The 20,544-nt window shown below is 56.7% G+C and carries 14 protein-coding genes; 7 read left to right on the top strand and 7 right to left on the bottom strand.

Features of this window, described 5'->3' with window-relative positions; genetic code table 11:
• Nucleotides 1-32: 32 nt before the first annotated feature.
• Genes malQ through glgC form a run of 3 tightly spaced genes read right to left on the bottom strand, consistent with a single transcriptional unit; the run spans nt 33 to nt 4,505 of the window.
• Nucleotides 33-1,526, bottom strand: a complete 1,494-nt coding sequence (gene malQ, locus CLH62_RS00785; protein WP_099616259.1) for a 4-alpha-glucanotransferase — start codon at nt 1,524-1,526, stop codon at nt 33-35.
• The gene (locus CLH62_RS00790; RefSeq protein WP_099616260.1) at nt 1,523-3,250 is read right to left on the bottom strand and encodes a glycoside hydrolase family 57 protein; all 1,728 of its coding nucleotides are present in this window, start codon (nt 3,248-3,250) and stop codon (nt 1,523-1,525) included. Before CLH62_RS00790 ends, malQ begins: the two co-directional genes overlap by 4 nt.
• On the bottom strand, nt 3,240-4,505 hold the full coding sequence (glgC, locus tag CLH62_RS00795) for a glucose-1-phosphate adenylyltransferase (RefSeq protein WP_099617578.1): 1,266 nt from the start codon (nt 4,503-4,505) through the stop codon (nt 3,240-3,242). The genes CLH62_RS00790 and glgC overlap by 11 nt, the downstream gene beginning before the upstream one ends.
• A 190-nt stretch (nt 4,506-4,695) precedes the next feature.
• Here glgC and glgB point away from each other — a divergent pair, with 190 nt between their 5' ends.
• Genes glgB through glgP form a run of 3 tightly spaced genes read left to right on the top strand, consistent with a single transcriptional unit; the run spans nt 4,696 to nt 10,627 of the window.
• Nucleotides 4,696-6,582 carry a 1,4-alpha-glucan branching protein GlgB gene (glgB, locus tag CLH62_RS00800; RefSeq protein WP_099616261.1) on the top strand — a complete coding sequence of 629 codons (1,887 nt, stop codon included), beginning with the start codon at nt 4,696-4,698 and terminating at the stop codon, nt 6,580-6,582.
• Complete coding sequence (gene glgA / locus CLH62_RS00805; protein WP_099616262.1) at nt 6,579-8,042, top strand: glycogen synthase GlgA; 1,464 nt, start codon at nt 6,579-6,581, stop codon at nt 8,040-8,042. Before glgB ends, glgA begins: the two co-directional genes overlap by 4 nt.
• Nucleotides 8,043-8,074: 32 nt before the next feature.
• Nucleotides 8,075-10,627 carry an alpha-glucan family phosphorylase gene (gene glgP / locus CLH62_RS00810; protein ID WP_211285621.1) on the top strand — a complete coding sequence of 851 codons (2,553 nt, stop codon included), beginning with the start codon at nt 8,075-8,077 and terminating at the stop codon, nt 10,625-10,627.
• 18 nt (nt 10,628-10,645) lie between these two features.
• Here the strand turns inward: glgP and CLH62_RS00815 are convergent, their stop codons facing one another.
• Together CLH62_RS00815 and CLH62_RS00820 are read right to left on the bottom strand one after the other, a co-directional pair.
• A complete protein-coding gene (locus CLH62_RS00815; protein WP_099616264.1) occupies nt 10,646-11,305 on the bottom strand; it encodes an alpha/beta hydrolase in 660 nt (219 codons plus the stop codon).
• Nucleotides 11,306-11,341: 36 nt separating this feature from the next.
• Nucleotides 11,342-12,538, bottom strand: coding sequence for a 1-acyl-sn-glycerol-3-phosphate acyltransferase (locus CLH62_RS00820; RefSeq protein ID WP_099616265.1), 1,197 nt, complete (start codon nt 12,536-12,538; stop codon nt 11,342-11,344).
• Between the two features lie 217 nt (nt 12,539-12,755).
• On the opposite strand from CLH62_RS00820, the gene recQ reads away from it, so the two are divergent.
• Entirely contained in the window at nt 12,756-14,624 is a 1,869-nt protein-coding gene (gene recQ / locus CLH62_RS00825) for a DNA helicase RecQ (RefSeq protein WP_099616266.1), read from the top strand.
• A 3-nt stretch (nt 14,625-14,627) separates the two neighbouring features.
• Here recQ and CLH62_RS00830 read toward each other — a convergent pair whose 3' ends face one another.
• Nucleotides 14,628-15,182, bottom strand: coding sequence for a PaaI family thioesterase (locus CLH62_RS00830; RefSeq protein WP_099616267.1), 555 nt, complete (start codon nt 15,180-15,182; stop codon nt 14,628-14,630).
• 192 nt (nt 15,183-15,374) lie between these two features.
• Here CLH62_RS00830 and CLH62_RS00835 point away from each other — a divergent pair, with 192 nt between their 5' ends.
• On the top strand, nt 15,375-16,316 hold the full coding sequence (locus tag CLH62_RS00835; protein ID WP_407657749.1) for a hypothetical protein: 942 nt from the start codon (nt 15,375-15,377) through the stop codon (nt 16,314-16,316).
• A gap of 21 nt (nt 16,317-16,337) precedes the next feature.
• Here the strand turns inward: CLH62_RS00835 and CLH62_RS00840 are convergent, their stop codons facing one another.
• Complete coding sequence (locus CLH62_RS00840; protein ID WP_099616268.1) at nt 16,338-18,224, bottom strand: methyl-accepting chemotaxis protein; 1,887 nt, start codon at nt 18,222-18,224, stop codon at nt 16,338-16,340.
• Between the two features lie 193 nt (nt 18,225-18,417).
• Here CLH62_RS00840 and CLH62_RS00845 point away from each other — a divergent pair, with 193 nt between their 5' ends.
• Together CLH62_RS00845 and CLH62_RS00850 are read left to right on the top strand one after the other, a co-directional pair.
• Nucleotides 18,418-19,938, top strand: a complete 1,521-nt coding sequence (locus CLH62_RS00845; protein ID WP_099616269.1) for a bifunctional GNAT family N-acetyltransferase/carbon-nitrogen hydrolase family protein — start codon at nt 18,418-18,420, stop codon at nt 19,936-19,938.
• A 173-nt stretch (nt 19,939-20,111) separates the two neighbouring features.
• Nucleotides 20,112-20,510: a hypothetical protein gene (locus CLH62_RS00850; RefSeq protein WP_099617579.1), complete on the top strand. Its 399-nt coding sequence runs from the start codon at nt 20,112-20,114 to the stop codon at nt 20,508-20,510.
• The last annotated feature ends 34 nt before the right edge of the window (nt 20,511-20,544 follow it).

A 20,544-nucleotide genomic window follows, 5' to 3' on the forward strand; every position in this document is an offset into this window, starting at 1 on the left:
GGGGCGCCTTTTTGATGCTGATCAAAAAACGATCAGTCTCGCGGCAGGCGCCCATGTTGCCGCACGGAATCCGCAATAGTTTCTGACAGATCTTTCCGACAAAGATTCCAGTCCAGTTGCCATATCCAGTTGTTTACCACAGTTCCCGGTGTGTTAAACCTGGCCTCGGTTCCAAGCCCCATAAAATCCTGCATCGGGACGATGGCCAGTGAGCAGACCGACCGGAAAGCAGCGTCAATAACCGGCCATGGCATGCCCTCCCCGGAGGTGCCGAGGTAATTGTTGACGTTGCGCCGGGTATGGTCGTCGAGGCTCTGGTACCAACCCAGTGTGGTGTCGTTATCGTGGGTCCCGGTGTACACAAGATCCCGCGGATGATGGTTGTGTAACAGGTGGGGATTATCCGGGCTGCCATCAAAGCCGAATTGCATCACCGTCATCCCCGGCAACCGGAACCGTTTGCGAAGCTCTTCAACGTCATCGCTGATAATACCCAGGTTCTCGGCCACCAGGGGCAAATCCGGAAACCGGCTGAAACAGGCCTCAAGAAAATGGTCCCCGGGGCCTGGCACCCAGTAGCCGTATTTGGGCTCTGGTGTCTCCGCCGGAATCTCCCAGTAGGCCTGCAGTCCACGAAAGTGATCAATTCGGATCAGGTCAAACAGGTGACGTTGGCTTTCAAGACGCTCAAGCCACCATTGGTAACCGTCGCCAGCCATGGCTTCCCAGTTAAAAAGCGGGTTGCCCCAGTGCTGGCCCTCCACAGAAAAATAGTCGGGCGGCACGCCGGCAACTGCCTTGGGCTCTCCTCGCTCATCAAGCTTGAACAAGTGCCGGTTGGCCCAGACATCGGCGCTGTCGTGGGCAACGAAGATGGGGATGTCACCAAACAGCAGAATGCCTTTTCCCCGCGCATAATCCCGCAAAGCCTGCCATTGGTGCTGGAACAGAAACTGCTCGAACCGGATCCGGGCGAGCCTGGAGCGGTTCTGGTCAATAAAATCCTGCAATGCTTCCGTATCCCGGTCCCTGAGAGATTCAGGCCATTGCAACCAGGCCGGAAACGCCTGCACCTCCCGGATTGCGCAGAACAGGCAAAAATCGTCAAGCCAGTAGTCGTTGGTTGCCCGAAAGCGCTGATAACCAGCCTGATCAAGGCCGCTCAGGCCCGTACCATCATTATTGAAAAAGCGCTCCGCAGCGAGGGTCAGCAATTGGTGGCGCACTTCGGGTGCGGGCTGCGAAAGTTCTCGCTCTGACAGGAGGCCAACCTCAACGAGTTCCAACAAATCGATGAAGTCAGGATTGCCGGCGTGAGCGCTGAGAGACTGATAAGGCGAAAGATCCCGGTGTGTTGGCCCGATGGGCAGCGTTTGCCAGACGCTCAGGCTGCTGTCAGCCAGGAAGTCGACAAAGGTACGGGCACTCGCGCCGAGAATACCCCAAGGCCCCGGCAGGCAGGTTGGATGAAGTAAGACACCGGCCCGGCGGGTGCTGAACAGATCGTCGGTTCTGGCCGAAGTCATGCCGGTTTATCCGCCTCATGCCCTGGGCGCATGGCGCCTCCCCGAGCCGGCTCGCCGCTGCCCTGGCTCAGCTGCTGGAACACGGACGGGGGGGCCGGATAACCGATCATCTCGTACAGATTCACCAGGTGGCGGCGGTACAGATGCTCGAAATCGCTGACAACCTGCGCCGGGTTGTAGTCGCCGAACCACCAGAACCAGTCGGAGCCCTCACAGATCGCCAGCTGCTGACTCGCAGACTCTTTCTGTTCCGTCTTGAGGCTGCCGTTATCCATCACCCGATCGTAATGGATCTTTGCCTCACAAAGCAGGTCCCAGGCGCGGTTTTTGTCCGGGTCGCCAATCCAGGTGGAAAAGGTGCCATAAATCCAGCTTCCGGCCACCAGGTGCGGCAGACGAACCGGCTCAGCGACAGGATGTTCGATCAGATCGCTGTAGGTAGTCAGTTTCAGCCTTGGATGGTGGGAAAGTATTCGATACAACTCATCCAGAAAATGAAAGCCATTCTCGGGGTAGTATTCCCAGGCGTTTTCACCATCCATGATGACGGAAATCACCGGTCGGGACTTGCCCCTGGACTGCCCGGCAATGTTTTCCATGTGATGGACCAGGTCGCCCACGGCATCCCTGGCGTGCCAGTCGGCGTAATTGAAGCCGATTAAATCAGACAGGCCATCGTCCCTGAAGAAAACGGATACCGAAGAATCACCGAAGGTGTATGGCTGGTGGATGCCGGAATCCGGCAGATCCGGAATCTCTTCGCGTGCAAGGTTCAGGCTGTTGTGGGCCACAGAATCCCCACTGGCGGTCCAGCGAAATCCCTGGTCATCCAGTAACGCCAGCGTGGCCTGGCTAAGGCCCCCTTCAGAGGCCCAGCAGCCGGCCGGCTCAACGCCGAAAAACCGCTTGAATACTGTTTTCGCCTGTTGGAGCTGCCAGCCTGCCCGCTCGTTTCCACCGGGGTAATTGTTGTGAACGGGCAAACTAATGTCCGGCATTGCTTCCCGGGCGGATTCCAGTTCCAGCAGCAACGGCAGCATGGCGTGGGTGTAGGGGCTGACGGACAGCTCTACCTGGCCTTTTTGTGCCAGGTGTCGGTATCTCGGCCCAATGCCGGACAACACATCGAAAATGACATTCAGAAGGGCTCTTCGGTCGTCCATGGTGAAGTTGTGGCCTTTTTCCTGAAGGCTCTGAATGCAATGGTTTTCACGGCGAATGGTTTCACCCATCCAGCCCAGGTGATACCAGACCAGGAGATCCGACAGAAACCGGCTGGAGATATATCGTTGTAGTTCCGGTTTTTTCCGGTAGACATCGGTCAGCTCGGCCAATCGCGCGAAGGCAGGATAGCGTTTGATGATTCGGTCCGGGTTCGCGCGCAGGCATTTCTCAATGAGTCCGAGGAACGCTGGCGTGCCGGTTTCCGGAAGCTCCTCTGCCACCAGGGCCGCAAGTAAGGGGTCGCCGATCTCCCCTGCACCGTGGCGCCATTGTTCTATCTGTACCAGGTAGGTTTCGATCTGTTCAAGCAGAACCGGGGCAAAATTGACCACCGCCCTCGCCTCGGGCTCATTCTCGAGGTGGGCCGCCATATCGCTGTAGTCCTTGATGGTGTGCAGATACACCCAGGGAAACAGGAACTGGCCCGTGCGCATATCCTGATAGGAAGGCTGGTGCATATGCCAACAAAGCACAACCGGGATTTTGGTGTCAGAGACCATGAGGGTAATCCTGCCCGAGCATCTCGGGCGTGATCAGCACAATACCTTTGGGAGACACATGGAACCGCTTGCGGTCTTCCGCTTCATCGAAACCGATGCGTGTTCCTTCCGGGATGCGGCAGCCGCGATCAATCAGGGCTTTTCGGATGTGACAGTCGCGGCCAATATCCACATCCGGATAGATGACCGAGTCCGAGATATCACTATAAGAGTGAACCTTGACCTGCGAGAACAACAGGGAGTGTTTCACCAGGGCGCCAGAGACAATGCAGCCCCCCGCAACCATGGAATCCACTGCGGTCCCCCGGCGGTTCTCATCATCGAAGATAAACTTCGCTGGCGGCAATTGCTCCTGGTATGTCCATATCGGCCAGTGGGAATCGTACAGATTCAGTTCAGGGCTGATGCCGATCAGCTCCAGGTTGGCCTGCCAGAGAGCATCAATGGTCCCTACATCCCGCCAATAGGCAGGCTTATTCTGTACCGGATCCCGGAACGGAAAGGCCACTACCCGCAGCCGCTTGATCACAGATGGAATAATATCCTTGCCAAAATCGTGGGACGACTCGCCGTCCATCTTATGGTCGCGCATCAACTCATCGAACAGCACCTGGGTACTGAACACGTAGATACCCATGGACGCCAGCGCCTTACCGGGCTGGCCGGGCATGGGTTTGGGTTGCGCAGGCTTTTCCTCGAATTCGGTGACTCGGAGCTCATCGTCTACCGACATAACGCCGAATGCCGAGGCCTCGTCGATCGGGACCTCAATGCAGCCCACGGTGATATCGGCATCATTCTCAACATGGGCGGCCAGCATAGTGCCGTAGTCCATCTTGTAGATATGGTCACCGGCGAGAATCAGGACATATTCCGGGTGGTGGCTGCGGATGATATCGAGGTTTTGCAGCACGGCATCCGCAGTGCCTTCATACCAGGACGTTTCGATCCTTTGCTGGGCCGGTAACAGCTCGACAAATTCGTCCATTTCACCACGAAGAAACCCCCAGCCTCGTTGAATGTGCCGGATCAGGGAATGGGATTTGTATTGGGTGATTACGCCAACCTGGCCGATGCCTGAGTTGATGCAGTTCGACAATGGAAAATCGATGATCCGGAACTTGCCGCCGAAGGGAACCGCCGGTTTGGCTCGCCACTTGGTGAGATCGTGAAGGCGGGAGCCCCGGCCTCCGGCTAAAACTAACGCGAGGGTTTGACGAGTAAGACGACTGACGAAACGTTGGGCCGTTTGCATATCTGCTTCCCTGAACAAAACTTTTCCTGTGACCGGTCGTTCAACCGCAAGGGGTTGCCACGGTTTTGACGTCTGTAATCATATTAGAACACTATCACGGAATTATGACGTAAACTTGTTTGGAGTCATTTTTTAAACGGGCTCAGTAACGTCCAATGGAAGCTCCACCTGGTTAGGAAAAGCACGGTCTATGGATAGTCCAACGCTCAGCGAATTCGACCTTCATCTCTTTGCCGAAGGCAGGCATTGGCACATCTACAACGTATTGGGCGCTCACGTCTGCAAAAGCGGGGGTGTTGAGGGTGTCCGGTTTGCAGTGTGGGCCCCCCATGCGAAAGCGATCAGCGTTGTCGGCGATTTCAATCACTGGAAAACCGCCAGCCACAGCATGAAACTGCACGAAGGCATGGGGGTGTGGTCGTGCTTTATCCCAGGCATCGGTACCGGAGCCCTATACAAGTTCGCCATAACCACCGACAAGGGCCGTCAGCTTTTGAAAACCGACCCCTATGGCCAGGCCTTTGAGTTGAGGCCCGCCACCGCCGCCGTGGTGACTGAGCGTGGCCACTTTGGCTGGGGCGATGGCGACTGGATTGCCCGGCGGGGCCAGTGGAATTGGCAGGACTCACCCATTTCAATCTACGAGGTACATGCCGCTTCCTGGCGTCATCACGGCTCCGGGCGTTGGCTGACCTACCGCGAACTTGCCGACCAGCTGATCCCTTACGTTGTGGAATTGGGCTTCACCCACATTGAGCTGTTGCCGGTAACCGAGCACCCGCTGGATGAATCCTGGGGCTATCAGACCACCGGCTACTACGCGCCTACCAGCCGCTTCGGCACCCCGGACGACCTGCGTTATCTGGTGGACCAGTGCCACCGCCACAACATCGGCGTTATTCTGGATTGGGTTCCCGGGCACTTCCCGACCGATGAACACGCCCTCGCCCGATTTGATGGCAGCGCTCTTTACGAGCATGAAGATCCACGCAAGGGCCAGCACCAGGACTGGGGCACCCTCATTTACAATTACGGCCGGCATGAAGTCCGGAACTTCCTGATCGGTAGCGCCCTGTTCTGGCTGGACGCCTTCCACATCGATGGTTTGCGGGTGGATGCCGTAGCCTCAATGCTCTATCTGAATTACTCCCGCAAGGAAGGCGAATGGTTGCCCAATGTTCATGGTGGCCATGAGAATCTGGAAGCCATCGATTTTCTGAGGGAACTGAACCGCGTTTGCCAGAGCCGATTCCCGGGCACCCTGGTCTGTGCCGAGGAATCCACTTCCTGGCCACGTGTTACCCGCCCGCCGGAAATCGGCGGGCTCGGCTTCAACCTGAAATGGAACATGGGCTGGATGCACGACACTCTTGATTACCTTCAGCAGGACCCTGTGTATCGCCAGTACCACCACGACAAATTGACCTTTGGCCTGCTGTACGCCTTCACTGAGAATTTCCTGTTGCCGCTGTCCCACGATGAGGTGGTCCACGGCAAGGGCAGCCTGATCAACAAGATGACAGGAGACGAGTGGCAGCAGCGGGCTTCACTACGATTGCTGCTCACCTACATGTACGGCTATCCCGGTGCCAAGCTGCTGTTTATGGGCGGCGAATTCGGCCAGCGCCGGGAGTGGAGTGAATCCCGGGAACTGGACTGGTCGTTGCTGGCCTATCCGGAGCACCAGGGCCTCAAACGCCTGGTACAGGATCTTAACGGCCTCTATCGCCGGGAGGTGTCCCTGCATGGTGAGTGTTTCAGGCCGGAAGGATTTGATTGGATCGACTGTCACGACTCCCCCCAGTCTGTCATCAGCTTTCTGCGAACGGCCAAGGGCGAAACCTCGGTGATCGTGGTGAATTTTACGCCGATGCCCCGGCATAACTACCGCATCGGACTGCCACAGGGCGGAAGCTGGCGGGAAATCTTTAACTCGGATTCTGAATATTATGGTGGCAGTAACCTCGGCAACCCCTACCCCATGATTGCGGACGAACAGGCCTGGATGAACCGGAACTGGTCAATGGAGCTGACTCTGCCGCCACTAGGCGCGATTGTCCTGAGGCCGACGTTATGATCCGGGTGCTGTTTGCCACCAGTGAGGTTTTTCCACTGGTGAAGACCGGTGGCCTTGCTGATGTGTCTTCCAGCCTGCCAGAAGCTCTTTGCCGGCTTGAACACGATGTGCAGATTCTGCTGCCGGGCTACCCAGATGCAATTAAGGCCGCCCGAAAAGCCGGATCCCGGAGAAAGTCGCGATTTCAGATCGGGCAATACAGTGTCAGCCTCTGGCAAACCCGGCTCCCTGGCACGGCAGTAACACTCTGGCTGGTGGACTGTCCGCCGCTGTTTGACCGGCCGGGAAACCCCTACAAGAACGAGGAAGGGCAGGACTGGTGGGATAACGCCCATCGGTTTGAACTGTTTGCCAGGGTCGGTGCGATGATAGCCATGGGTGAAGCCGGGCTGACCTGGAAACCGGATCTCGTGCACTGCAATGACTGGCAGACCGGGCTTATTCCGGTTTTTCTGGAGCCATACCCGGATCGGCCCGGCACTGTTTTCACCATCCACAACCTCGCCTACCAGGGCGTCTTCTCTCACGAAACCTTCCGGGCCCTTGGTTTGCCGGATTCACTCTGGCGGCTGGACCAGTTGGAATTCTATGGTCAGTTGTCCTTTATCAAGGGCGGCCTGGTGTTCAGCGATCGCATTACTACCGTCAGCCCCGGTTACGCCCGGGAGATTCAGAGCCCGGAATTTGGCTGTGGCCTTGATGGCTTGCTCCGGCATCGGCGGGCGGCGTTAACGGGAATTCTCAACGGCATTGATACCCGCGTATGGAACCCGGAGGACGATCCCGAGCTTGCCTTTCACTACGGGCGCGAACATCTGAAAAACAAAACCCAGTGCCAGGCCCATCTTCAGCAGGAACTGGGCCTTGAGGTGAAGGGTGGTCCGTTGCTGGGATTTATTGGCAGGCTGGTGGAGCAAAAAGGCGTGGACTGGTTAATTGGGGTGATGCCGGATTTGCTGGACAGGGGTTGCCAGTTTGTGATTCTCGGATCCGGTGAGGCCCGCTACGAAGACCCCCTGAAACTGCTGGCACGGCAATGGCCTGAGCAGATGTCCCTGACGCTCGGTTACGACGAGGGGCTATCCCACCGAATCACCGGCGGTTGCGATCTGTTCCTGATGCCATCCCGGTTTGAGCCTTGCGGCCTCAACCAGATGTACAGCCTGCGTTACGGCACGGTACCGGTGGTGCATGGAATCGGCGGCTTATCAGACACCGTGAAGGACCCTCAGGAAGTCGGCATCGACAAGGCCAATGGCTTCCGGTTCAGCGAGGCCAGTGCTCCGGCACTGCTGGATGCGGTCAACCGGGCACTGGAGTGCTTCAGAAAGCGGAAACAATGGCGCCGGCTGCTGCAGAACGGCATGGCAGGTGACTATTCCTGGAAACACCGGGCCCGTGAGTATGGCGACCTTTACCAGACCATTCTCAACGAACGTCAACATCAGCCGCAGGATTAGTGCGAGCGTATGTCCGCCTGGAGGCAATCAACATGCATAGAGCAACGGAATTCCGACTTGAGGCCCACCCCTTTATTCCCGAGGCACTGGAACGCCTTGAAGAGCTGGCCAACGATCTGTTTTACAGCTGGGATCACGGCGTTCGCAGCCTGTTTGCCCGGATTGACCTTCGACTCTGGCAGAAAGTTGAGCATAACCCGAAGCTGTTCCTGCGCCGTGTGGCCCAGGACCGGCTTGATGAGGCTTCGGAAGACCGGGCATTCCTGGCCGAATACCGCCGGGTACTGAGCAGTTATGATGCCTATCTGGAGGCAGGTCCCGGGCCGGAAGTCACCGAAAAGCTGGATCCTGAAAATGCGTTGGTGGCTTACTTCTGTGCCGAGTTTGGCTTCCATGAGAGCTTCCCCATCTACTCGGGAGGCCTTGGCATTCTCGCTGGCGATCACTGCAAGGCCGCCAGTGACCTGGCCCTGCCTTTCGTGGCTATTGGCCTGCTTTACCAGCAGGGATACTTCATCCAGAGCATCGACGCACTGGGCCAGCAGATCGCCCGATATCAGTCCCATTCCAGTGACGAACTGCCGATAACGCCGGTGGAACAAGACGGCAAAGTACTCAAGGTGTCCGTGCCCTTTCCCGACCGCGACGTGGTAGCCCGGGTCTGGGAAGCTCGAGTCGGTCATATACGGCTGTACCTGTTGGACAGTCACACTGAGGAAAACAGCCCTGAAGACCAGGAGCTGACCCTGCAGCTCTACGGCGGCGACGAGTCCACCCGGATCAGCCAGGAGATGCTTCTGGGCATTGGTGGAACCCGGGTACTGGAAGCACTGGACCTGAAACCAACAGCCTGGCATATCAACGAGGGCCATGCTGCGTTCCAGATCCTCGAGCGTTGCCGGCACACCATGGCCTCCGGCCTTAATTTTGAGGCGGCGCTGGAAGCCGTCGCCGGCGCCACCCTGTTCACCACCCACACGCCTGTGGCAGCCGGCCACGACATATTCCCCAGGGATCTCGTTCATCACGCCCTGGGTCGTTACCTGGAGGAATCCGGATTGGACTTCGAAACGGTGTTTGCGCTCGGGGCCAAAGCGGGCGGTGACACCTTTAATATGACAAGCCTGGGCCTGCGGGGCTCACGATTCCACAACGGGGTCAGCCGCATCCACGGCAGTGTTGCCTCCCAGATGGAGGGGGATATCTGGCCCCAGGTCCCGGCGGAAGAAAATCCCCTTGGTTACATCACCAACGGCGTACATGTTCCCACCTTTCTGGCCCCGGAATGGTCAAGCCTGTTTGATATCCAGGCGCCGACCTGGAAGAGTGAGTTGAGAAACCAGCAGTTCTGGGAATTTATCGACAAGATTCCAGACTATCACTACTGGAGCGTGCATAAAGCCCTCAAACAACAGATGGGCGAATTCATTGTTCGGCGCTTGAAGCGACAGCACAAGCGCAACGGAACCGGGCACTCGGTGACCGACAGGATGACCCGGCAGCTGACTTCTTCAGAAAAAGACACCCTGGTGATCGGGTTTGCCCGGCGATTTGCCACCTACAAGCGTGCCACCCTTATCTTCTCCGATCTTGATCGGCTGGAACGCATTCTTACCAACCCGGACAAACCAGTTGTACTTGTTTTCGCTGGCAAGGCCCACCCACGGGACAAACCCGGCCAGCGCCTGATCAAGGTGATCCACGATCTTTCCATGCACCCTGCACTCATGGGGCACCTGATTCTGCTGGAGGATTACGACCAGGCCATGGCGAGGCGCCTGCTCAGTGGCGTGGATGTCTGGCTCAACACGCCGGAGTACCCCAAGGAAGCCAGCGGCACCTCTGGTGAAAAGGCCGCCCTTAACGGCGCCCTGAACCTCAGCGTGCTCGATGGCTGGTGGGGTGAAGGTTACGACGGCAAAAATGGCTGGGCGATTCCGCCCAGAGACACGGAGCTCGATGCCGAATTCCGTAACGAGGAAGAAGCCCGGGACCTTCTGGATCTGCTGGAGTTCGAGGTGGTTCCGCTCTACTACGAACGGGCCTCCCAGGGCTTCTCAAGAGGCTGGGTAAAGCGCTCGAAAGCCTCCATGAAAACGATTACGCCCAGATTCAACAGCCAGCGCATGGTAATGGATTACGTCACCAATTATTATCAGCCAGCCTCAAGCCAGGGAGCACTCCTGATGGCCGAAGGGGGCAAGGTGGCGACCGGGCTGGCGCACTGGAAAGCAATGGTTCGGCAGGCGTGGCCGGGTGTTGAATTACATGTGGTGGGCTGTGTCGAGGCTCGCTGCCCCCACAACGACATGGTCGAGCTTCGCGTAGAGGCAGTACTCAACGGTCTGAGCCCGGACGATGTGCGGGTTGAGTGCCTGGTTAGCCCGGAGTGCACGGGAACCCACAGGAGCCCGGGGCCAGACAGTTTCTTTCTGGAAAAAGAGAGTGAGGCTGATGGCAGAACGGTATTTTCTACTCGGGTCCAGCCTCCCTACCCCGGGCTCCAGACCCTCAGGTTGCGGATGTACCCGCATCACGAGGCGTTAACTCATCCGCTGGAAATGGGCGCCATGCTCTGGGTCTGAACCCGGGCATGGCAGGTCTTACAGAACGTGTCGGCGGATGAATCGGCCAATATCCTGCACTTCCTCAAGGCACACGCTATGTTCCATGGGAAAGGTCTGGTACGTGGGCTCGTAACCCATGCCTTTCAGGGTTTCGACACTACGCACACCCAGCGATTCCGGAACCATCGGGTCAAAGGTGCCGTGGTAAACGCTGATGGGAATATCGGCGTTGGCTTCGGAGCGCTGAACGGAATCCGCCGTGGCGAAATAGGTCGATAACGCCAGAATACCACCCAGGCGTTCCGGGTAGCTGAGCCCCAGTTCATAGGCAACCGCCCCGCCCTGGGAGAAACCGGCAATGATAATCCGGTTGGCGGGAATGCCCATTTCGATTTCCCGTTCCACAAGCTTGCCGACAGCCTTGGCCGATGCCATCAGCTGTTCGGTATCCACCACCCGGTCGATATCCATCGCCTTGATATCGTACCAGGCTGGCATTGTCATCCCACCGTTAATGGTGACCGGCAGGTTGGGGGCGTGAGGAAAAATAAACCGCACCGCCGCGTCCTCCGGCAAGCCAAGCTCAGGTACAACCGGCTCAAAATCGTGTCCGCTGGCGCCAAGGCCGTGGAGCCATATAACCGACGCTGTCGGATTTTCTCCGGTCTCGAGTTCAATATACTGAAGATCTTGCACTGGGCTACCTCTTGTCAGAAAAAATGTAGGGCGGGGTCATTCCGAACCGTCAGACTTCTCTGCGTTGGCTTCAAGGGCCGTCACCACCGGATTGGCATACATATCCAGCAGGTAGGGTCGAATCGCCGGGTCGCAGGCATCCAGACGCCGTTCCATTTCCGCCTTGGCCGCCTCCATTTCAGCAGGCGACCAGGTTTCGGCCGTTACCACGGAATCACTTACGGTATCAGGTGTGGCGTGGGCCTCGGGATGTAGCCCTCGCTGCTGATACGCCACCAGATTGGAAGCATGAAGATGATAGTTGGCGTGCATTTCACGATCTATCCGGGTTGCAAGGTCCTTCGGATTCTCCGGTGAATCGTGGATGGGGGCACCAAAATGCACATGCACATGGCCCTTGAAGCCGGTCATGCCCTTCATGATCTGTTCAGTATCCTCACCGTCCCTCTTGATGTACTCGCCGGTGCGGGCCCGGGTTTCCAGCTCCTTGGCCTTGTCGGCATCGCAGGGGTCGTACTCGTAGGCAATAGAGACAGGCACAATGTGCAGTCTGTTCATGGCTTCGGCGAAACTGACCCCGCTCTTTTTGCGGCTCATGTAAAACATCTTGATGATGGCAGGATCGGTGAAATCAAGACCATCCTTCGCCCGGCCTTCACGTTGCGCAATCCAGATGCTGCTGTTGGTATCGATGCTGTGGTTGATGAAGCCGGAGAGCGTAATGTAGGCATCCCGCATTTCCCGCGGGCTGGTCATGTTGCGACGCACTACGAAACTCTTGTTCAGCCGCATCATCTCGGCAAATACGCGGTTCGCCAACAGGTTGTCGCCGATGGCGATCCTGGTGGTGTGGAAACCGTTCTGGAACAGCAGATAGTTCACCACCATCGGGTCGAATACGATGTCCCGGTGGTTTGAAATGAACAGGTGGGCGCTGTGCTTGCTGAGGTGTTCCAGGCCACTGGTGGTCACCCGTGTGGTGGTGTTGTCCACCAGATCACCGACATAGCCGGAGAGCCCTGCCTGCAAGTCATCGATACGACGGAAGTGCCCGAAATGGCTGGCCAGCCAGCGGCGGATAAATAACCGCAGCACGGCAGGCGCCCAGCGGGAAAGTGTCGGCGACTTGAAGCGACCGACCATATCCAGAAATTCCTGATCATTGACCAGGCGGTTAATAGCAGCGCCGGTTTCTTCGTCCGAATAGGGACGGATGGCATCAAATTCCTGCATGGAAGCCCTGTTATTATCGGTGTCTGTCACAGTATGGCGTGAACCGGTGGTTCAAAAACGCGGTATTGTAGCGTTTCTTCCACTACTTTGCCTCTATCCGGATACCCGGTTTGCTGGCCAATCGACAGGGTTAATCTGGTATCATTGGCCACCGCGCCGAACTGCGCATCTTACCTGCACCAAAACACCGGCTCCTTGCCGACTAACCGGTTACCCTATGTATCTTGATCAGGATTTCGAACAGCTTTCCACCGAGCGCCCCACCACCTCAGGCAGGGACCCGGAACAGGTTCTGCACGAAGTCTTTGGCTATGAAACCTTCCGGCCGCTGCAGGGTGACATTATCCGGGAAGTTTCGGAAGGTCGGGATGCCCTGGTACTGATGCCTACCGGGGGCGGTAAATCCCTGTGCTATCAAGTGCCGGCCCTGGTACGGTCGGGAACGGCAATCGTCATCTCTCCACTGATCGCATTAATGCAGGATCAGGTTGCCGCCCTTAAGGAATTGGGCGTAAAAGCCGCATTCCTCAACTCCACCATGGATTTCGAGCAGGCCCGCGCCACCGAATACGCGCTTATGACAGGCGAACTGGATCTGCTTTACTGCGCCCCGGAGCGACTGATTCAGCCCCGCACTATTGAGTTGCTGCACAGCGCGTCCATCGCCCTGTTTGCCATTGACGAGGCCCACTGTGTTTCCCAGTGGGGGCACGATTTCCGGTCTGATTACTTACAGCTGAGCATGCTGGCGGAGGCCTTCCCCGGCATTCCCCGGATAGCCCTCACAGCGACCGCCGATGAGCGAACCCGAAAGGAGATTGCAGAACGACTGTCGCTGACCAAAGCGAAGCACTTCGTCAGCGGCTTCGACCGTCCGAATATTCAGTATCGCATTGCGCCAAAGACAAATGCCAACAAGCAGTTACTGGACTTCATTAAAGCAGAGCACGAAGGTGACTGCGGTATTGTTTACTGCCTTTCCCGGAACAAGGTGGATGCGACAGCCAAAACGCTGGCCCAGAAAGGTTACACGGCTCTGCCCTACCATGCCGGGCTTCCCGCTGAGCAGCGGTCCCACCATCAGGAACGTTTCCTGCGGGAAGATGGCGTTATCATCGTTGCCACCATTGCCTTCGGCATGGGCATAGACAAGCCCGATGTGCGTTTTGTCGCCCACCTTGACCTGCCCAAAAGCCTTGAGGCTTATTACCAGGAAACCGGCCGGGCCGGACGTGACGGCAAGCCCTCCACCGCCTGGATGGTCTACGGCCTGCAGGATGTAATCAAATTGCGGCAGATGCTCGAGGGTTCCCAGGGCAACGACCAGTTCAAGCGGGTAGAACGCCAGAAGCTGGATGCCATGCTGGGCCTTTGCGAGGTCACCAGTTGCCGCCGGCAGGTGCTTCTCCGCTACTTCGGTGACGAACTCGATGAACCATGTGGCAACTGCGATACCTGCCTGAATCCCCCGGAAACCTGGGATGGCACCGTTGCCGTGCAGAAGGCGCTATCCTGCGTATTCCGCACCGGCCAGCGGTTTGGTGTGACCTACCTCATCGACGTACTGCGAGGCTCTGAAAACGAGCGCATCCTGCAGTCCGGGCACCATCAGGTATCGACCTATGGGATCGGAACCGAGCTTAGTGTCAGCGAATGGAAATCGGTATTCAGGCAGTTGGTGGCAAACGGTTACCTGCGGGCGGATCCGGACGGCTACGGCGCGTTGCAGCTAACCGAACAGTGCCGGCCCTTGCTGAAGGGCAAGCACACAATCGAGCTGCGAAAAGATCCGGCGGTTAAAAAGACATCAAGTCGCGCCTCCGGTGGCCGTGCCAGTTCGCCGGTAAAAGACCAGATCACCGACCAGGCCGGCTGGGAAGCCCTGCGAGCCTGCCGCAAGGCCCTTGCCAATAAACAGGGTGTGCCGCCCTACGTGATCTTCCACGACACTACCCTGTTCGGCATGCTCGAGCGCAAGCCACGCACGCTTGAAGAGCTGGCGGAAGTCAGTGGTGTGGGTGCCGCGAAGCTCGAGAAGTACGGTGAGATTTTCCTGGAAACAATTGCAGGCCTGGAGCCGGCCTGAGTTTCATGCCTCGCCTTTGAAGCCTTTTTTCCTTACCCGATAGTGCGCGATGGATGTGGCAACGTGATTGCCGTCCTGATCCACCAGCTTTCCTTCCAGCGTGAATTTCGCCCGGCCGGTTTCATCGGCATCGGCGAGAATGGCTGCCAAGATTTCCGCTGCCAGCGAGAACTCCACCGTTACGTCGGAATTGGCCGGTTGCAGGAACTGCAGGGTCATTTCCTTTAGAATCGGCGTGTAGGAAGGCCCCAGATCAAACAGCGTCAGCACGCCACCGGGAATCTCCGCAACCAGGAAATAGGCGCCGGCATAGAGGCTGCCAAAATGGTTTTTGTTGCCCTTCAAACGAATTCTGGCCCGGACATAACCCGGCCGCACTTCCTCTACCCTGAACCCGTTCCGCGGCGCAAAAGGAATGGAAAAACCGATAATCCTGTTGACCGCGGCATAACCGCCGGTTTTCTTGAGCCAGGCCAGTGGGCTGGCCAGAGTAGCTTTTGGGTCTGAACTTGCTACCCATTGGCCAGTTGCACCAATCAGGTTGTCAATAAGCGCCATCACCGTGCTCCATAATTGAATCGATGCCGATGATTGCAACGGGCCTCACTGATCGCAAGAATCTTTTACAATTTTTTTGAGCACAATCCGGTTTATTTTTGAATTTCTGTTCTAAAGTGTGTGTCTTGTGCCCGTATGAATAACCACAACCACTCGGGCCGGATTCTTCCGGATTAAGAAAGGACTTCTGTTTTGGAACCTTGTCTGACCGCCCTCAAAATCCGCGCCGGTGTCCGGCAATCCGCTCTCCGTCTCGCTACCCTGCTTTTCTGCTGCGTGCTGGCATTGCCGGTCTCGGCCGGGACGGCCCCGGTCAACAGTCGCGATTACATTCTGTGGTATCGGAATTACGACAGCCCGGCTATCCGGGCACTTGTTGAGCTTGCGTTGACCAAAACCCCGGAATACGGCGCATATCAACTTATCCGCAGTGAGGAGCTAAGCCAGGGGCGGGTTCTCCGGGAGCTGAATGACCGCCAGTCCCGTCTGGTCGATATCGCCAATGTCGCCACATCCAGTGAACGGGAGAACTTCCTTACTGCGGTCCCTATCCCGGTTGATGGCGGTTTACTGGGTTTTCGGGTGTGCGTGGTTTTGCCGGAATCCCTTCCACTATTTGAGGGCATCCGTAACCTGCAGGATCTGAAGCAAAGCGACATCCGCATTGGCCAGGGGTCGCACTGGCCGGATACGCCGGTGCTGGAGGCCAATGGTATTCGGGTGATAACCCATTCCAGATACGAAATCCTCTTTGGAATGCTGCGTAATGAGCGTTTCGAGTGTTTTGCGCGAGGCGTGAGTGAGATTCTTTACGATCTGGAAGATCAGCAGGACCCGGACCTGGTGATTGAACCGAACCTGCTGATAGCCTACCCCATGCCGTCTTATCTGTTCGTAGGCCCCCACGATCAGCAAACCGCCCTTCGCCTGCAACTGGGGCTTGAAAGGGCCATTCACGATGGCAGCTTTGGCCAGTTTCTCAAAACCTACTACGGCCGTGCTGTCGAGGTTCTGGATCTGGACAAACGTTTTGTGATTACGCTTGAGAACCCTTTCCTCAGCGAAGAATCACGTTATGTTGGTCGCCGGACACTGAACAATCTGCGCCGGCGCCTCGACATCCTCAGCCGTTGAGGCTGAATCCCAGCATCCAGCTCAGACGCGGAACCGGGACGCGTTCTGATTGAGCGTATTGCCAATACTTTCAATCTGGCCGCTGTAGACATCGTTCTCACTTGCAGCGGCCGCCGCTTCCTGGCCCTGATCAGCAATCCGGGTGATTGATGAGTTGAGCTCTTCCGTTACCGACGTCTGCTCCTCCGACGCTGTTGCAATCTGCGAGGTCATCTGGCTGATGGATGTAATAGCCTCGGCAATTCGACTCAGTGCCTCCATTGCGTCCTGGGCTTTTTCCATACTGACGTTGGAAACCGCCGTTGAGGCCTTCATAACCTCCACTGCATCATTCGCGCCCTTCTGCAGGCGCTCAATCATGTTACTGATTTCCTCGGTGCTGGACTGGGTGCGCTGGGCCAGGTTGCGTACTTCGTCGGCAACTACCGCAAAACCGCGCCCCGCCTCACCAGCCCGGGCGGCCTCAATAGCTGCATTCAGTGCCAGCAGGTTGGTTTGCGCGGCAATGCCCTGAATTACGTCCAGCACTGTGGTGATGGAGCTTACATCCTTGCCAAGGGTATCGATAACTTCCGCAGCGGCGTTGATTTCTTTCGACAGTTTCTGAACTGCATCCCGGGAGGCTGCGACCGTCTCCAGTGATGCCCGGCTTTCGCTGTCGGCCGTATTGGCGGCGTCTGCGGTCTGCTGGGCGTTCTGGGCAATTTCACCGGCAGCGGCAGACATCTCATTGATGGCCGTAGCCACCATATCAATCTCGGCCTGCTGGCTCTCAACGCTGGCGCGGCTGGCACTGGCGGTATCTCTTAGAGAACTGACATTTTCGCCCAGATCAGCGCTGCCCTTTTGGACATCGCGTACAACGGTCTGGATGTTCTCAACGAACCGGTTAAAGCTTTTCGCTAACTGACCAAATTCATCTTTGGCGCTGTCGTCCAGACGCTGGGTCAGGTCCGCATCGCCGCTGCCGATATCCGCCATGGCATTATTCAGGCCGCGGACCGGAGCCATAAGAATCTTGATGCCAAGGTGCAGAATTACCAGAGAAACGATCAGGCCGATAACGGCCATGACCAGGCCTGTCATCCGGGCACTCTGTACCGGCGCACTGATCTTGTCGTCATTCACAAAGGTACCCAGGTACCAGTTCACGCCTCGGGCTCCACTGATGGGGTGGAAACTGGCGCTCCAGGTACCTTGTTCGTCTTCATAAACAAGGGCATTGCCATCCAGGTTCGGTTTGCCACCGATCAATCCTCTGATATTCTCACCGACCAGTTCCTGGCGGGGATGAAACAGAACCGTGCCCCGTTCGTTGATCAGTGCAGCGTAGCCCGTGTCGGCCAGGGTAACGGTGGACAGCGTTTTGGCGATCGCGCCCAGTCCGATATCGGCTCCAGCTACACCTTCATAGTCACCCCGTTTCACCGGAGCGAGGGTGGAGATGATCATGTCGCCGGTGCTGGCATCCTGATAAGGTTCGGTGAATGAGGCACTGCCCAGGCTCATGGCTTTCTTGTACCAGGGGCGCTGGCGGGGATCGTAGTCTGCGGGCAGAGTTGCGTTGGCTTCGGGGGACTTCATCAACATGTAGCCGTCGGTCCGACCCACATAAACGTCCCTGAATCCGCCCCCGGTGGTGATAGCCTGCAAAACCATCCGGGCCTCCTCGTCATTTTCGGCGGTCTCCAGTGCTTTGGCTGTGGCTTCGGTCATTACCAACCGGGTATTGAGCCAATCGGCAATGCTCGACGTACTCTGCTGCACCGCGTCGTCGATCAACGCGTCTACATAGGTTTCTGTGGTGTTCTGCAGTCGTAAATCGCCTGAGAGCGTAAACGCCCCCATGACCAACAGCAGCAAGATACCGAAAGCCGTCAGGAGCTTTTGCCCGAATGTCAGCTGCACATTCAAATCCTCTGGAATAAAAAGTGGGTGGATGCACGGAAAGCGATGAAGGGTACACCCGGCAGGAATTGATATCCGTTAAGTCTTGTTTCGGCCCGTTATGCGAAGTCTTTAGCGGCTTCTGATAAACTTTCAATGTATTGGGGGTTCCAGCCCTTTTATTCTCTTTTTATTCAAACGGGAGCCGAACTGAATGGCCCATGAAGAACTGCATCTTAACCTCCGGAATCTGACTCTTGAGGACTATGATCAGCTCCAGAAGCTGATGGACAGGGTCTACGATGACATCGGGGGCGCCTGGCCCAAGGACACCATCAAGGCATTGGTAGAGCAGTTCCCGGATGGACAGATCTGCATTGAGGAGAGTGGGGAACTGGTGGCGATAGCGCTGACTGTACTCGTGAAGTACGAACGGTTCAGCAACCCCCACACCTATGACGACCTGATCCTGCGGAACGAAAAGATCTGGCATAACGCCAACGGGGATTCCCTGTACGGGCTGGATGTATTCATTCACCCGGATTACCGCGGTTATCGCCTGGGGCGTCGGCTTTATGAAGCCCGAAAAGAGCTCTGCCGCTCCATGAACCTCCGGGCGATTCTCGCAGGCGGCCGTATCCCAAACTATTTCAAGTACGCCGAGCAGTACTCACCGGAAGAGTACATTCAGCGGGTAGACCGCAAGGAAATCTACGATCCGATCCTGAGCTTCCAGCTTTCGAACGATTTCCAGGTTACCCGGCTGATGCACAAATACCTGCCAGAGGATGAAAAATCCCTCGGTTATGCCACGCTGCTGGAATGGCGGAATATTCTGTACACTCCGCCATCGTCGATTCTGAACGTTAAAAAGACTCAGGTTCGTCTGGGTGCCGTACAGTGGCAGATGCGTGAGTTCACCTCCGTGGAGGAAGTGCTGAAACAGGTGGAGTACTTCGTTGACGCGCTCTCCGATTACAAGAGCGACTTCGCCCTGTTCCCGGAATTTTTTAACGCCCCGCTGATGGGCCTGACCGACCAGATGGACCAGACCCGGGCCATTCGTTTCCTGGCCGGGTTTACCCAGCAGTTCCGGGAAGAAATGTCCGAAATGGCAGTCAGTTACAACATAAACATAATCACCGGCTCAATGCCGCTGATTGAAAATGACCGGGTGTATAACGTCTCGTACCTGTGCCACCGTGATGGCCGGGTGGACGAGCAGCGCAAGATTCACATCACGCCCCACGAACGCCGTGACTGGGTCATCGAGGGTGGCAACGAGTTCAAGGTGTTCGAAACCGACGCCGGCCGGGTTGCCATCATGATCTGCTATGACATCGAGTTCCCGGAGCTGGGCCGTATGGCTGCGGCCCAGGATGTGGACATTATCCTTGTGCCCTTCTGGACCGATACCAAGAACGGTTATCTCCGGGTTCGACACTGCGCCCAGGCCCGGGCCATCGAAAACGAGTGTTATGTCGTAATCACCGGCAGCGTCGGTAACCTGCCGAAAGTTGAGAATCTGGACGTCCAGTATGCCCAGTCCTCCGTATTCTCGCCGTCTGACTTTGCCTTCCCCCACGATGCGGTAATGGCAGAGACAACGCCGAATACCGAGATGATCATGTTCTCGGACATGGATCTGGAAAAGCTCACACTGGTGCGTAACGAAGGGTCCGTCACCAATCTGAAAGACCGCCGTGTTGATATGTACGAACTGAAAAACAAGTAATTTGGCCCGAACAACCAGGTAAAGCTGTTAAAAAACTGCCTTAGGGGTCCATCGTATGGCACTGACGGCGTTGCAAAACCAAAAGTCAGTGTCTATTGTTTAACCAATATCCAGCCTGTCTCCCAATGAGGCAGGTTGCTGTGGATACGGAAATCACCAGAGAACCTGAATTCATGAACGACGCATTGCCGGATCTTGTAGCCCGTTTCAGAGTCAGGCAGGGCCTTTTCAGGAAGGAACTTGTCGAAGCCTCCCTGTATGAACTGGATGGCTATGGGTGTGTCATGAAAACCGACAAGGTGTTCAACCCGGGTGATACCGTGGTGCTGGATCTGGTCATGGATATGCCCTTTGACAAGATTCGTGCCGAAGGTCTGACTGGTCTGGTGACCGAGCGCAGAAAGCATTGTAGCAATTATTTTTATTCCATCGATTTTGTGGAGTTCGACTCCAACGGAAACTCTTCCCCCGCTGAGAAACTTCGCAGGATCCGGGAAGTGCTTTCCAAAAAGCAGTCGCTCAAATCACGTCGTTCCTCAGGCTCCGTACCCGGTTTCCGGCAAATGGCCTGACCCTGATTGTTTGTTGAAACCTGTCTGTAAGGAG

Source organism: Marinobacter guineae (assembly GCF_002744735.1).
In the GTDB taxonomy this organism is placed as follows: domain Bacteria; phylum Pseudomonadota; class Gammaproteobacteria; order Pseudomonadales; family Oleiphilaceae; genus Marinobacter; species Marinobacter guineae.